This is a genomic window from Pseudomonas sp. DR48, assembly GCF_019823085.1.
Classification (GTDB): Bacteria; Pseudomonadota; Gammaproteobacteria; order Pseudomonadales; family Pseudomonadaceae; genus Aquipseudomonas.
In genome coordinates, this window is the sequence record NZ_CP081946.1 from 2,240,811 (window position 1) to 2,254,690 (window position 13,880).

17 protein-coding genes and 1 pseudogene are annotated in these 13,880 nt (G+C 56.6%); 14 read left to right on the forward strand and 4 right to left on the reverse strand.

Annotation, left to right across the window (positions count from 1 at the left end):
• Positions 1-7: 7 nt before the first annotated feature.
• Genes K5K95_RS10240 through K5K95_RS10250 form a run of 3 tightly spaced genes read left to right on the forward strand, consistent with a single transcriptional unit; the run spans position 8 to position 1,430 of the window.
• Positions 8-421, forward strand: a complete 414-nt coding sequence (locus K5K95_RS10240) for a GNAT family N-acetyltransferase (RefSeq protein ID WP_222590320.1) — start codon at positions 8-10, stop codon at positions 419-421.
• Entirely contained in the window at positions 418-1,134 is a 717-nt protein-coding gene (locus K5K95_RS10245) for an AzlC family ABC transporter permease (protein ID WP_222589355.1), read from the forward strand. Before K5K95_RS10240 ends, K5K95_RS10245 begins: the two co-directional genes overlap by 4 nt.
• A complete protein-coding gene (locus K5K95_RS10250; RefSeq protein ID WP_222589356.1) occupies positions 1,113-1,430 on the forward strand; it encodes an AzlD domain-containing protein in 318 nt (105 codons plus the stop codon). Before K5K95_RS10245 ends, K5K95_RS10250 begins: the two co-directional genes overlap by 22 nt.
• Here the strand turns inward: K5K95_RS10250 and K5K95_RS10255 are convergent.
• Entirely contained in the window at positions 1,347-2,273 is a 927-nt protein-coding gene (locus K5K95_RS10255) for a LysR family transcriptional regulator (protein ID WP_090176870.1), read from the reverse strand. The genes K5K95_RS10250 and K5K95_RS10255 overlap by 84 nt on opposite strands.
• Positions 2,274-2,731: 458 nt before the next feature.
• Between K5K95_RS10255 and K5K95_RS10260 the strand changes: the two genes are divergently transcribed.
• From K5K95_RS10260 to K5K95_RS10285, 6 genes are all read left to right on the forward strand, one after another.
• Positions 2,732-3,022 carry a type II toxin-antitoxin system RelB/DinJ family antitoxin gene (locus K5K95_RS10260; protein WP_090176867.1) on the forward strand — a complete coding sequence of 97 codons (291 nt, stop codon included), beginning with the start codon at positions 2,732-2,734 and terminating at the stop codon, positions 3,020-3,022.
• Positions 2,988-3,302 carry a type II toxin-antitoxin system YafQ family toxin gene (locus tag K5K95_RS10265; RefSeq protein WP_222590321.1) on the forward strand — a complete coding sequence of 105 codons (315 nt, stop codon included), beginning with the start codon at positions 2,988-2,990 and terminating at the stop codon, positions 3,300-3,302. The genes K5K95_RS10260 and K5K95_RS10265 overlap by 35 nt, the downstream gene beginning before the upstream one ends.
• A 448-nt stretch (positions 3,303-3,750) precedes the next feature.
• Positions 3,751-4,761: a 2-keto-3-deoxygluconate permease gene (locus K5K95_RS10270; protein ID WP_310504659.1), complete on the forward strand. Its 1,011-nt coding sequence runs from the start codon at positions 3,751-3,753 to the stop codon at positions 4,759-4,761.
• Complete coding sequence (locus K5K95_RS10275; protein ID WP_222589357.1) at positions 4,758-6,038, forward strand: four-carbon acid sugar kinase family protein; 1,281 nt, start codon at positions 4,758-4,760, stop codon at positions 6,036-6,038. Before K5K95_RS10270 ends, K5K95_RS10275 begins: the two co-directional genes overlap by 4 nt.
• Positions 6,039-6,043: 5 nt before the next feature.
• Positions 6,044-7,045, forward strand: coding sequence for a 4-hydroxythreonine-4-phosphate dehydrogenase PdxA (gene pdxA, locus K5K95_RS10280; RefSeq protein WP_222590323.1), 1,002 nt, complete (start codon positions 6,044-6,046; stop codon positions 7,043-7,045).
• 55 nt (positions 7,046-7,100) lie between these two features.
• On the forward strand, positions 7,101-7,880 hold the full coding sequence (locus K5K95_RS10285) for a DeoR/GlpR family DNA-binding transcription regulator (RefSeq protein ID WP_222589358.1): 780 nt from the start codon (positions 7,101-7,103) through the stop codon (positions 7,878-7,880).
• A 149-nt stretch (positions 7,881-8,029) separates the two neighbouring features.
• Here K5K95_RS10285 and K5K95_RS10290 read toward each other — a convergent pair whose 3' ends face one another.
• Positions 8,030-8,323 carry a DUF3077 domain-containing protein gene (locus tag K5K95_RS10290; RefSeq protein WP_222589359.1) on the reverse strand — a complete coding sequence of 98 codons (294 nt, stop codon included), beginning with the start codon at positions 8,321-8,323 and terminating at the stop codon, positions 8,030-8,032.
• Positions 8,324-9,137: 814 nt separating this feature from the next.
• Here K5K95_RS10290 and K5K95_RS10295 point away from each other — a divergent pair.
• Positions 9,138-9,485: a type II toxin-antitoxin system RelE/ParE family toxin gene (locus K5K95_RS10295; RefSeq protein WP_222589360.1), complete on the forward strand. Its 348-nt coding sequence runs from the start codon at positions 9,138-9,140 to the stop codon at positions 9,483-9,485.
• Here K5K95_RS10295 and K5K95_RS10300 read toward each other — a convergent pair.
• Positions 9,482-9,805, reverse strand: coding sequence for a helix-turn-helix domain-containing protein (locus K5K95_RS10300; RefSeq protein WP_222589361.1), 324 nt, complete (start codon positions 9,803-9,805; stop codon positions 9,482-9,484). The genes K5K95_RS10295 and K5K95_RS10300 overlap by 4 nt on opposite strands.
• A 223-nt stretch (positions 9,806-10,028) precedes the next feature.
• On the opposite strand from K5K95_RS10300, the gene K5K95_RS10305 reads away from it, so the two are divergent.
• From K5K95_RS10305 to K5K95_RS10320, 4 genes and pseudogenes are all read left to right on the forward strand, one after another.
• The gene (locus K5K95_RS10305; RefSeq protein ID WP_027922199.1) at positions 10,029-10,250 is read left to right on the forward strand and encodes a tautomerase family protein; all 222 of its coding nucleotides are present in this window, start codon (positions 10,029-10,031) and stop codon (positions 10,248-10,250) included.
• A complete protein-coding gene (locus K5K95_RS10310; RefSeq protein WP_222589362.1) occupies positions 10,247-10,903 on the forward strand; it encodes a DsbA family oxidoreductase in 657 nt (218 codons plus the stop codon). Before K5K95_RS10305 ends, K5K95_RS10310 begins: the two co-directional genes overlap by 4 nt.
• A 46-nt stretch (positions 10,904-10,949) precedes the next feature.
• Positions 10,950-11,660 (forward strand): SDR family NAD(P)-dependent oxidoreductase, encoded by a 711-nt coding sequence (locus K5K95_RS10315; RefSeq protein ID WP_222589363.1) that lies wholly within the window; start codon positions 10,950-10,952, stop codon positions 11,658-11,660.
• A 67-nt stretch (positions 11,661-11,727) separates the two neighbouring features.
• Positions 11,728-12,569: pseudogene (locus K5K95_RS10320) on the forward strand (oxidoreductase).
• A gap of 309 nt (positions 12,570-12,878) precedes the next feature.
• On the opposite strand, the gene K5K95_RS10325 reads toward K5K95_RS10320, so the two are convergent.
• Positions 12,879-13,688, reverse strand: a complete 810-nt coding sequence (locus tag K5K95_RS10325; RefSeq protein ID WP_222589364.1) for a hypothetical protein — start codon at positions 13,686-13,688, stop codon at positions 12,879-12,881.
• Positions 13,689-13,880 lie beyond the last annotated feature (192 nt).

Genomic DNA, 13,880 nt, shown 5'->3' on the forward strand with positions numbered 1-13,880 from the left:
ACCGGTGATGCTGCGGCGCACCACGGCAAAGGATGCACAGCGCCTGGAACGCTTCTTTCGGCAATTCGAAGAAATCTCTTTCTGTGAATGGCAGGACGCCAAATGCCTGCGCGGTGTGCTGGTGCAGAAGACCACCACCGCATTTATCGCACTGGATGTCAGTGGCGAAATCGTCGGCGCGGTGCTGGGCGGAATGCTCGGCAGTCGCGGCACGATCAATCACTTGGCAGTGAGCCCCGAGTATCGCAGCCAGGGCGTTGGTCAACGACTGGTCGAAGCCGCCTCGGCCGACATGAAACGCGTGGGCGTGCTGCGCATGTTCCTGTTTGTCGACGATGCCAACCTTGCCGGCCAACGCTTTTGGAGTGCCCAGGGTTTTTGCGAACCGCGCGGCGAAAGAACATTTGAGAGGGACCTATGAATGAGACGTCCAGCAGCCCGCCGCTGATGGTCGAGCCGCACGCTTCGCGCACCTTCGCCGAAGCAAGCCCTGTGGTTGCGGGTTACTTCACGGTGTCGTTTGTCTTCGGTTTGATGGCGGTGAATGCCGGGTTGCCCGTGTGGCTTCCCGTTGCCATGTGCCTGTTTGTCTACGCCGGCGCTTCGCAGTTCGCCGCCCTGGCACTGATTTCCAGTGGTGCTTCGCTGACCACCATCATCCTCACCACGTTTCTGATCAACGCGCGGCACATGCTGATGTCGGTCTACATGGCCAAGGCGTTGCAGGCGATGGGGCTCAGCCGGCTTGAGCGCTGGTGTTACGCGGGCGGGCTGACCGATGAATCGTTCGCTTTCCACAGCGTCAAACTGGGCAAGGGCGCGCCGGTCAACGTGCGTTACCTGATCGGTTTCAATCTGTATTGCCACACCTCGTGGGTGCTCGGCGGTTTGCTGGGAGCGATTTGCGCACAGTACGCGGCGCACTTGATCAAATATCAGCTCGACTACGCGTTGACCGCGATGATGCTCTACGTGCTGGTATCGCTGTGCAATACGCGCAACAAACTCATCGCTGCACTGGCCTCCGTCGCCTGCATGGGCGCGCTGAGCCTGGTAGGCAGTTCGCCGTTTAACGTGTTTACCGCCACTTTCGTCGGCTGTGGAGTGGGCGTATGCCTGACCAAACGTTCCTGATTCTGGTCGTCGCGCTGATGATGGCGGTGACCTTCTTGCCACGCGCACTGCCGCTGCAAGTGAACACCGATCATTGGCCGCCCTTCGTCGCCCGGGCGCTGGAATACCTGCCGGTGGCGATCGTCGCTGCAATCAGCGTTACGCCGTTGTTGATCAAGGATCAGCACGTGCAGCTCGATCGCCCGGAATTTTATGCCGCGATTCCGACGTTGTTATGTGCGTATTTCAGCAAAAACCTCTTTCTCTCCGTTGCGCTGGGAACGGCTGCGTACATTGCGCTCGGCTCGTTCATGTAGCGGCAGGTCGACCACATCGTGCAAGGCCTGGCCCGACAACTCAGGGTTATTGATCGCCAGCCGAACTTCGAGGGCATCCTCGAAACCGGGGAAAATGGTCAAGCCGTTACGTTGGGCTGCATCACGCGAGACCATGCCGAGGCCATCCATTTGCGTAATCAACGACAATGTCAGGGTTTCGCTGCAGGAATAGACCATCCGCTTGCCCGACTCGTAATTGCCAAGACCGGCGTCGAGAAAGCGCAAGAAGCTGTGGGAATACGGACAATCGTCTGCCGGACGCACCTGAAACTTGTTGCCAAGCAAGACCAGCGGGTCATTTTCCTGACCGCAATGCGCACCGACAACCTGCACTTGGACCTCGGGCAGGATAATGCTCGGCAACCCCGGCTGCTGCGGGCCGATCAATACGGCCAGGTCGAAGTCTTCGTTCTTCAGCTTGCTGAGGTTCTCCATCGACTCGGCGTAGCTGAATTCCAGCTGATAGTCGGGAAACACCTCGATCAGGCGTCCGATCATGCGTCGATTGAAGTCTCCCGACAGCGTGGTGTTCAGCGCCACCTTGAGCGTGCGCTGCCCAGGCACCTTCAACGCCGCCACTTTTTCCTCAAGTTGCCGCGTGGCAACCAACACCTTGTCCATATAAGGCGTGAGTTCCGTGCCTTGCGTGGTCAAGGTCAATCCCTTGTTGGAGCGACGAAATAACCTGAAACCAAACTGTTCTTCGACCTTGTTCAACTGTGCAGCCAATGCCTGCACGGTTAAACACGAATGCTCTGCCGCCGCCGACAAGGAGCCGGTTTGAACAATGCGCATAAGGTTGCGTAGGGTTCTGCTATCCATTGGGTAATGCCCTCTAATGTGGGCTGGCTATTGTTGAGTACCTGACCGCCGGTTGGGCGATACGTGCTGGCTATAATCCTGCACATGAACACGCTTGTCCCGAGTTTAGTAGCGAAATGATTCTGCGTCCGATGGCTGGAGGCTGACATAGAGTCGGGGTTTTTCGGGAAGGGTGGGTGATCAGGGTCAAAAAAATGCTCGGACCGAGAGGTTTGGGCATTTTTTTTGGGGTTCGAAACTCACAGCGCTGGGGATTATTTCCTGCGTTGTCTTCGGACGTATCTCTAAAAAAATGGGGATCGAACTGATAGTTAGCGTCTGCGGAAACAGCTGAAATAGCACATGACAATCCAGTCTATAACTCCGCTTATCAACTCGACATTGACCGAAAACGGTACGCTCGACCACAATGCAGAGGTAGCGCCAATGTAGCTACAAAATCACGGTGAGGACGTTTTATGGGTGTATTGCTGAAAACCACTGATGTGCGTTGCCGCATTGATGAGGATTTGAAGATGCGTGCAACTGAAGTCTTGAGCGCGTGCGGCCTGAGCATCAGTGATGCCATGCGTCTCTTTCTCCGTCAGGTTGTTGCGACTCAGGGGCTCCCTTTTGAGGTACGCGTCCCGTCGGAGAAGACAGCCCGCGCCATGATGGAAGCACGAAATATTCGCCAGCAGTTCGATTCGATAGACGAAATGCTGAGGGATGCTGATGGCGAAACCGGCGAACAAGCAAAAGCGCGCTGAACTACCTAAACAATGTGCACAAACATCGGTATTTAAGAAGTCGTGGGAACGTTACAAGCGAGCTGCACGTCGTGATATGAATGAGGTCCGGCAAGTGATGATCATGCTGTTTCTGGGGGAGGCTTTACCTCCCGAGTACCTTGACCATGCTTTGACGGGTGATTGGATCGGTTTCCGAGAATGTCATATTGGCGGTGATTTCTTGATGATCTATGAGCACACACGTTCCGACCTGATCACATTTGTTGATCTCGGAAGTCATTCAGAGCTATTCAAGTAGAGCGCTCCAGGCGTTTACAGCGTCCTTGTAGATGACGCTGGCAACATACAGAAAAAGCCCCGACTGATTTGGGGCTTTTTTTCGCCAATAAAAAAGCAGCCCTAAAGGCTGCTTTTCAAAGAGGTCTCACCCTAGCGCTGATATTCAGGTCATCAACGGGGTCCCTAACGCCGACTTTCGCCACCTGAAGGCAGTCGGTTTCGCGCTCTTGGGTCGATTCTCTGTATCGATGATGCTTGTTTCAATGCGCTTCCTATAAAGGGAGGGAATGAGCAGCCTGTCACATCAGTCCTTCCACAAATGATCAAAACGATCATTTGAATGATTGATTTGCGCAATTTGTAACCAGGGCCTAAGATAAATTTGACTGAATCAATCATGAAATGATCGGTTCAGTCAGTTTCGAGGTGACAAACGTCTTACCAAACAATTATAAAAGGAGACCCTCGTGGCCCAGATCCCTATCAAGCGCACCATAGAACGCATCCCTGGCGGCATGATGATTGTCCCGCTGCTGATCGGTTCGCTGGTGGCTACCTTCCTTCCCGACACACCAAAGTTTTTCGGCTCTTTCACCAATGCACTGTTCACCGGGGCATTACCTATCCTCGCGGTGTTCTATGTCTGCATGGGCGCGAGCATCAATATCAAAGCCACGCCTTACCTGCTCAAGAAGGGCGGCACGTTGTTGGCGACGAAGGTCGGCATCGCCGTCCTGATTGGTATTGTGCTTGGGCACTTTTTGGGCGAGCAGCCGATTTCGTCGGGCCTCTTCGCCGGTGTATCGACCCTGGCGGTGGTTGCCGCGATGAACGACACCAACGGCGGCTTGTACATGGCGCTGATGGGGCAATACGGTCGATCCGAAGACGTCGGCGCCTATTCGGTGATGTCGCTGGAGTCCGGGCCCTTTCTGACGATGGTCACCCTGGGTATCGCCGGCCTGTCGGCGTTCCCGTGGCCGACGCTGGTGGGCAGTATCCTGCCGCTTGCCTTCGGCATGCTGTTGGGCAATCTCGACCGTGACATGCGCGATTTCCTGGCCAAGGCCGTTCCGGTCATGATTCCGTTCTTCGCCCTGGCATTGGGCGCCAGCCTGGATCTGCATAATGTCTGGCAGGCCGGTTTGCTGGGTCTGGGCATGGGCGTAGCGGTGGTCGTAGTGACCGGTATCCCGCTGTTCTTCGCTGACCGCCTGACCGGTGGCACGGGCGTCGCCGGTGTTGCCGCAGCCACTACCGCCGGGAACGCGGCCGCCGTGCCCGCGCTGATCGCCGCAGCCAATCCGGTGTACGCCGAAGCCGCCAAGAGCGCGACCATTCTGGTGGCCGCCTGCGTCGTGGTCACCGCGATTCTCGCTCCGCTGCTCACCGCCGCCGTCGCCAAGCGCGTGCAGCAGCGCAAGTCTGTCGTCATCCCCGATCCCGCGCTCGAACCAAAGCAGGAGATCTTGCGATGAGGCTGCTGATCATCGCCGACGATCTGTCCGGCGCAGCGGATTGCGCCATCGGCTTTGCCAGCATGGGGATGGAAACCGTCGTCACCCTCGACCCCTTGAATGACAAGGCTGACGCCCAAGTGATTGCCGCCGACACGGACACCCGGCGCCTTTCACCGGCGCGGGCCGCCGAACGTACCGTCGCCGCGTTCAAAGTGCTGCATCAACCCGGGCAACGGCTGTACAAAAAAATCGATTCGACGCTGCGCGGCAATTGGGCGGCTGAAGTCGCCGCCCTGCAACCGTTGGCGGGCCTGGCTATCGTTGCCCCGGCGTTTCCTGCTACCGGACGTACGTTGCTCGGTGGCCGGGTGTTTGTGAACGGTCAGCCGCTGGAGACGACCGATACCTGGAAACTGGAAAACGCCGACCGTCCGGCCGATGTCGAAGCGATGCTGGTCGCTGCCGGCCTGAGCACAGCGAAACTGAACCTCGATACGCTGCGCGGCGATGAAAACGCCTTGACCCGCCACATTGCCGAAGTCGCTCGCAGCGGCACGCAAGCATTGATCGTCGACGCACAAACAGAAGACGACCTGCTGACTCTCGCTCGCCTGACCGCATCGATGGATCAACCGCTGTTCTGGATCGGTTCGGGTGGCCTGGCACGGGAAATCGCCAGTCTTCCGGACTTTTCCGAAGCACGGTTCACGGCCGTCGAACCCGCAGCCCTGGAAAAAAGCCAGGCGCCGATCCTGATTCTCGTCGGCAGCCTTTCCGGTGTCTGCGAGCGTCAGTGCGCGCTGCTCAAAGAACGTGGCGGCGTCAGCGAATTGGTTGTCCCGCCTGAAGTCCTTCGCCAAGGCACAACTCACAGCGATTGGTCGATGTGGCAATCGCGCATCGGCGAACAACTGGACGGCTGGAGTGATCTGCTGTTGCGCATCGGCCGCGATGAAGCGTTCGATCCCCAAGAGGGGGCGCAACTTTCGAGCATGCTCGCCGTGTTGGTCGAACCGCACTTCGCCAAGGTCGGCGGCCTGATCGCCACCGGCGGCGAAACCGCGCGAGCAATATTGACCACTGTCGGCATCGACAGCCTGCAACTGCTAACGGAAATCGAAGCCGGCGTCGCCTTCGCCCGCCCGACCGTTTCCCGGCAGGGGCATCGTCCCGGCATCGTTACCAAGGCAGGCGCGTTTGGCACCGATCACGCCTTGTATGCGGCATGGCAACACTTGAGCGACTGCGCCGATCGCTCCCCGCCCACACGCACACGAATCCAAGGACTCCAATGAACACTATGACTAACTACCTGCCTGTCATCGGCATCACCATGGGCGACGCCACCGGTGTCGGTCCGGAAATCATCGTCAAGAGCCTCACTCATGACATCGTCTACCAACAATGCCGGCCACTGGTGATCGGCGATGCCCGTCGCCTCGAACAAGCCAACGTCATTGTCGGCGGCAGCGCCAAAGTGCGCCGCATCGAAGACGCCTCCCAAGCCTTGTACGAAGCCGGCACCATTGACTGCATCGACCTCGACCTGATTCCCGACGACCTGCCGTTCGGCGTGCTGTCGCCCATCGCCGGCGACGCCGCTTATCAATACATCGCCCGTGCCGTGCAACTGGCCGAGGCTGGCCAGATCGATGCGATCTGCACCGCGCCGCTGAACAAGGAAGCGCTGCACGCTGGCGGCCACAAATACCCCGGCCACACCGAAATGCTCGCGCACCTGACCAACGTCGACGAAGTCTCGATGATGCTCGTGGCGCCGCAACTGCGCGTTATTCACGTGACCACGCACATCGGCATCATCGATGCGATCCGCAAGATCGAGCCGGGCCTGGTCCAGCGCACCATCGAGCGCGGTAACGAGACACTGATCAAGGCTGGCATCGCCAAGCCGCGCATCGGCGTGTGCGGGATCAATCCGCATGCCGGTGAAAACGGCTTGTTCGGTTATGGCGAAGAAGAAGAAAAAATCATCCCGGCGGTGAAGCTGTTGCAGGAACGCGGCCTCGACGTCACCGGCCCATTGCCTGCCGACACGCTGTTCTTCCGCGCCGGACGCGGCGACTTCGATCTGGTGGTGGCGATGTATCACGACCAGGGCCACGGTCCGGTCAAAGTGCTCGGCCTGGAAGCGGGCGTAAACGTCACCGTGGGTCTGGACGTGATCCGCACCTCGGTCGACCACGGCACTGCATTTGATATCGCCGGCAAAGGCATCGCCGATGAACGCAGCCTGCTCGAAGCACTGCGCCAGGGCGCCGAGCTTGCCACGCGACGGGGATGAGGCGCAGGGGCGCGGTCGTGTAAGATCGACCACCGTCCACACAACGAGACCCGCCATGAAAGCCTCCGAACGCCACCGCGCCATCCTCGATCTCGTACGCATTGGCGATGCCAACGTCGAGCAATTGAGCGCGGCGCTCGGAGTCTCGGAAGCCACAGTGCGGCGCGACCTGACCATGCTCGCCAAACAACGGCACCTGGTGCGCACCTATGGCGGCGCGACTGCGGTGATCGGCGTACATGAGCCGGAAGCCTCGCTCGAAGAACGCAAAACGTCCCAGTGGGAACAAAAAGACGCCATCGCCCTGGCGGCGGCGGCACACGTCCAGGACGGCGATACCGTCCTGCTCGACGGCGGCACCACGTGCGCCGCGCTGGCCCATCACCTGTGCTCGCGACAAGACGTGCATGTGGTGACCAATAACCTGCTGGCCGTAATGACCCTGGCCAATGCGCCGGGCGTGCGCCTGACATTAATCGGCGGCGATTTGCGCGGTTCGAGCATGAGCACGTTGGGGCCGTTGGCGGAGCTGACGTTGAGCCGGTTGAGTGTCGACAAGGCTTTTCTGGGTGCAGATGGCGTGGTGGCGGAGTTTGGGTTGTGTGAGGCGAGTGCGCAGCAGGCTTATCTCAAGGAATGCATCATCAAGCGAGCGGCGCAGATTGTTGTGCTTGCTGACACTGACAAGCTGGGGCGTGCAAGGCAACAGCATTGGACGCCGATTGAGCGGGAGTGGCGGTTGATTACCGGTGCTACGGCGGATGAGGCAGCGCTTGCGCCGTTTTATGCGCTGAAGCAGATCACTGTGGAAACGGTGAGCGTCGATAACGCTTAAGGTTGTGATCGTTTTTGTGCAAAAGGCCCATTTAATGATCGTTTTTATGCACGTGGATTCGTTTTTGCGCACAAGGCATATGCCAACGCCCTCTCATTGATGCAAAAAGCCCCGATTGATTCGGGGCTTTTTTATGCGTGCGATTTAGATCAGGTTACGGCGTTAGTGGCTTGGTTGTTACACGGTGCATCGAGCACCTTCACCACATCATCGATGATCGCCTTGCTCATATCCTGCAAATAATGCGATGCCCAGGCATGCCGGTCGGTGTCGCGAACCATGGCGGCGTCTGATGCGAGCAGTTTGGCTACGTGGAGCAGATCGGAGGCGTGGGACAGGGCTTCGATCACCGGGACGCCGGCGTTGATGCGGAAGAGCGGTTCGTTGGCGTGGTAGGAGAAGGGAGTGAGGCCGATGGTTTTGAGGTCTTTGGGGTTGGTCATTGGGCACCTCCGGTTTTTGGGCGGTGGTGGGCGTGGAGCGGGGGAGACGTAGCGCAAGTTTTGAACGGAACGATAGCGGGCATCAGCAAAAACTCCTGAATCAAGTTAGAGCTACCACGTTCGTTATCAGGCGAATGGGTGGCAGCTATGCGCGGGCTGATAAACCGGAGATACAGGAACCCGGCAGACCCGAAGGTCTCCCACGCACAGCCGCCATTACACGGAAATGCAGGCACAAAAAAACGCCAACAATCGTGATTATGGGCGCTTGTGCGCCTGTATCTTACTCGGGTTATCAGGCCCGGTCGCTGAATTGGCAGCGACGGTCTGAAGGTAGCTTGAGGGCGGCGGATGCGCAATCGTGGCTAGGTGGTGGCGTGGCTTGAAGGTTTTAGTGATTTTTATGGCTGGGCAATAATTATTGCCCAGCCATAATTTTCATAATTTTGGAAAAGGCTTGCTGAGGCCTACTCGACCTGCTGCAGCAGGCATCAGGAATGGACATTGAATTGGCTCAGTTTCAAAAAGATTTGCTGGAATCTGTACGCGAAATGAATGAGAGCGGAGACCTTCCTTTCGCTGAGGCTAGGCTGTCAATGCCGGAGCGTTTTGACTCGCACATGTCGTTGCCAACGACACGTCCTCATAACGTGTCGCAGAAACTGAAAAAATGCGACACGTAGCAAAACGGACTACATCAAAAGGGGCTGAGTCCTACGGAAAAAGAGGCCTGCGATAACTACTAAACAGCATCCCTTCAATCGTCTACTGGACGTTGAGAAGGCATCGACTGTTTCAGGTAGGAATCCATCATTTGAAGAGATTTGCTTTTGTAAGTGAAGCTGCGACTCGTGAGTACAGGGACTTGCCGAGCTGGGTTCAGGATGAGTTCGGGAAAGACCTGATGCGCGTGCAGTACGGCGGGGATCCAGAGCTGGCAATAAAGCAGCTGAGTTCAATCGGGGCGGGTGCGATTGAGTTGATCATCAATGGTAGCCCGGCATTCCGATGCATCTACATCGCGAAGTATGCGGACACCATTTTCGTCCTTCATTCGTTCGTGAAAACGACGAATCGAACTGATCGTCACGCAATGGCTGTTGCAGAAGATCGGTTGAAGGAGCTCAAAAGAGAACTTCGGAAAATGGGATGTAATGTCTAGCAGGTGTGAACTTGTGAAATGACGATCTGAGGTAACGCGTCGGCATCGTTGGATGGCAAGGTAAACGTGGTGCGAAAGCCGAGTTTATCCAGCATGTCCATCATTGCATCGATCGTGAATTTCTCGATCTTGCCAGTGGTGAGCTCTGAAACGCGTGACTGGGTGACGTTCAACCTGGCTGCGGCCTCACTCTGTTTGAGACCCAGTTTTTTGATGCAGTCAGTGATGAAGATCGACAGCTCCATTTTCAGAGCCATTTTGCTGGCGACCTCCTCGTCATGCGTGACATGGAACGGGCTGTCAAAGAATTGAATTGCCATGAGCATCCACCTTTTCGGCTGATATCTAAAATTTACGATAAATGGAGGTTAGCGACTCATCATTTTTGATGCAAACCTTTTTTGTTCCAGTGCCGATGCACCAATTACACCACGTAACTAATGATGTTCCCGCCCCCACCTTTATCCCCTCCAGCGAACTCCCTACATTGAGCTCCAACGCCGACCCATTCATTCCGAAGGGAAGGTCACTTGGAGATTCCTCATGCCTTTCGTAAGCGTACGCATCACTCGCGATGGCGTTACCTCTGAGCAGAAAGCTCAGGTGATCGCCGAAATCACTGAAACCCTGGAACGCGTCCTGAAGAAGGATCCGCACCTGACCCACATCGTGATCGAAGAAGTCGACACCGATAACTGGGGCTACGCCGGCATCACCACCACCAAGTATCGAAAGCAGCTGGCTGAGGCGGAGGGCAAGTCATGACCGCGTCCGTCTCCATCGATTTCATCTCCGACGTGGTGTGCCCGTGGTGCGCATTGGGCGCGACGGCGCTGGAGCAAGCGATCGAGAACGTGGCTGGCGAAATTTCGGTGGAGCTGACCTACAAGCCCTTCGAGTTGAACCCGGACATGCCGGCGGTCGGTGAGAAAGCGGTCGAGCATTTGATGCGCAAATATGGACGCACCGCCGCTGACGTTGCCGCCGGCAAAGCGATGCAGATCGAACGTGGCGCGGCCATCGGTTTCAAGTTCGATCTGGAGAAGCGCACTCACTTCTACAACACGTTTGATGCGCATCGGCTGCTGTTGTGGGCGTTGCAGGAAGGGCGGCAGGTCGCTCTCAAGAAAATCCTGCTCCGCGCTTACTTCACCGACGGCCAGAACCCGAGCGATCGCGAGACGCTGGTTCGTCTGGCGGCTGAAGCGGGATTGGATGCGGCGGCTGCTCAAGAGGTGTTGGCGTCCGGCGCGTTTGCCAAAGAAGTGCGTGAGCTTGAAGAGTTTTACCGCCAGCGCGGCATCAATTCGGTCCCGGCCATGGTGCTGAACGGTCGCCACCTGGTGTCCGGTTCGCAGTCGGTCGAGTACTACGAGCAAATGTTGAGACAAATGGCCAAGGCCCCCGCCGAAGCCTGATTTTTACTTACTTTTTCAAACCATTATTAATGAGTAGAGGTTCATCATGAGCAATTCGAAAAAAGTCATCGTTATCACTGGCGCATCCCAAGGCCTCGGCGCCGGCATGGTCAAAGCCTTCCGCGAGCTGGATTACAAAGTTGTCGCCACTTCGCGTTCGATCAAACCGTCCACCGACCCGGACATCCTCACCGTGGCGGGCGACATCGGCAACCCGGAAGTCGCACAACAAGTTATCCGTGAAGCCATCGCACGTTTTGGCCGCATCGACACCCTGGTCAACAACGCCGGTATCTTCATCGCCAAACCGTTCACCGCGTACACCGCCGAGGACTACGCCAACGTGCTGTCGGTGAACCTGAACGGCTTCTTCTACATCACCCAACTCGCGATCAACGAGATGGAAAAACAGGGCAAAGGCCACGTCGTCAACATCACCACCAGCCTGACAGACCACGCAATTGACGGCGTGCCGTCGGTACTGGCCTCGCTGACCAAAGGTGGTTTGAACGCAGCGACCAAATCCCTGGCAATTGAGTACGCCAAGCGCGGGATTCGGGTAAACGCGGTTTCCCCTGGCATCATCAAGACCCCGATGCACGGCGAAGAAACCCATGAAGCGCTGGGCAATCTGCACCCGGTCGGCCACATGGGCGAAATCAGCGACATCGCTCAGGCGGTTGTGTATCTGGACAACGCCAACTTCGTCACCGGCGAAATCCTGCACGTCGACGGCGGTCAGAGCGCCGGTCACTAAGACCAGAGTTAGCTTGTCCACAACGCCGTCGATCACTATCGACGGCGTTTTTATTGGAGAACCCAGCATGAAAAACCACGTTCACAAGGTTTTCCTGATCACCGGCGTCAGTTCAGGTTTCGGCCTGGCCTTTTCGCAAGCAGCGCTGGCGGCAGGGCACACAGTGGTTGGCACGGTGCGGCGCGAATCCGAGCGTGCCGCGTTCGAAGCGCTGGACGCCCATCGAGCTAAAGCGTTCGTGCTCGACGTCACCGATTTCCCGGCAATCGAACCGCTGGTGGCTGACATCCTGCGCGAAGTGGGGCAGATAGACGTGCTGGTAAACAACGCCGGCTATGGTCACGAAGGCATTCTCGAGGAATCGCCACTGGCCGAAATGCAGCGCCAGTTCGACGTCAACGTATTTGGCGCGGTGGCAATGATCAAAGCGGTGCTGCCCGGCATGCGTGAACGGCGCAGCGGTCATATCGTCAACATCACCTCCATGGCCGGCTTCATCACCTTACCGGGCATCGCTTACTACAGTGGCAGCAAATTCGCCCTGGAAGGCATCAGCGAAGCGCTGGCCAAAGAAGTCGAAAGCCTGGCATCCACGTGACCGCCCTGGCACCGGGCTCATTTCGTACCGAATGGGCGGGGCGCTCGATGATCCGCTCCGGTCGCACCTTGGGTGACTATGATGCGGTGTTCGATCCAGTGCGCAAGGCTCGGGAGGAGAAGAGTGGCAAGCAGTCTGGAGATCCGCACAAGGCGGCGCAGGCGTTGCTGACTTTGGTCGCTGCGGAAAAGCCGCCGGTTCATTTGTTGCTGGGGGAGGATGCGGTGAGGTTGGTGCGGGAAAAGATTGCGCGGTTGCAGGGGGAGATTGATGCTTGGGAGAGTCTTTCGGTTTCTACGGGGTTTGATTGATTGGTGCCTGCTTTATGAAAATCAAAACACCGGAAACAACAAAGCCCTCGTATTTTTACGAGGGCTTTTTTTCGAACCGAAAAAACCCGCACGATTTGAGCTTGCTGACAGGGTCACCCTAGGCTTGGCGGGTAGGGGAGGGGTGGCGGCAGGTTCTCGCTCCCCTGCAGCAGCTCGCTCACGCGCAAACTGTGACCAAACACTCTAACGCTCAAACTGACACGTCTGGAACCCTTGAAAATAGTGGAGCGGGTGAAGGGAATCGAACCCTCTTTATCAGCTTGGGAAGCAGAGTTGCGATGGGAGAGACTATCTTGGAATAAGCTTTTTCGAGACTGGCAAAGCCGCTAATCCAGCAAGCAGCGTCATCAGGGACAACGCTATGGCAAAGGCTGTAGTAGTTGGCAGCAAGGTGTCAATTTGCGTTGCGGCACTTACAAGGGTGTATCCACCTCCGGTCGCGAAGCCTAGACCGGTTAGGTAAGCCAACGGTTTGGACATGATGATCTGTTTGCCTACAGCCGACATATACACGAAGTACATAATCGTCATGCAGAACGCTGAAAAAATCTTTATGGCGAACTTCACGTTGTTCGTTTTCGGCACAGAGGAATCAAGGTAGTTGACGTTTTTCACGCTAGCAATCCTTGCGCGTGTCGTGAAGCTAGGCTGTCCTCCCGACGTGATAACCGTAATAAAAATGGAGTCTTCGGGGTTTGATAAGTATGGCGCAATCATTACCCGTTTATCTTCAGTCGAAACCTTTGCAGTGATGTTCGCTGGAGTTGTGCTTGTGACTTGAGCAGTCACAATCAAGCTCTCGCCTTGCGGAATCAGTTCGATCGGTGTTTCGAAGTCATTGCTCAGGATCGATTTTGACCCATCATTTACTACCTCCATTAACGAAAGGTAGGGGTCATCAATTTTGCGTCCGTTTAGGGATACTTGCAGGTCTTGGATGCCAGTTTGCCCCCCAGGCTGAAGGGTGGTCGAAGCGAGGAGCTTGACTGTAATCGAGTGTGTTTCTTGTACTGATTGCCATACGACAGGGGCGAGTATGCCGACGAGCGTGAGCGCAAACATAACCAGGTATTTCCAGTCTAGAGACTTCCAGCTCATCACGCCCATCCCTTGTTACGTCGCTTGTTACGTTTAGCAGACAAACAAAAGGCCCGCATTTCTGCGAGCCTTCGTTTTGTATGGTGCGGCACCAGGAGTCGAATCGAAAAGTAAGTCATTGTTTTAAATATAGTTATCATGCGATCAAGTTCAGTTCTACCTCTTGGAATATCCTCAGTTTGTTCTCAGTTC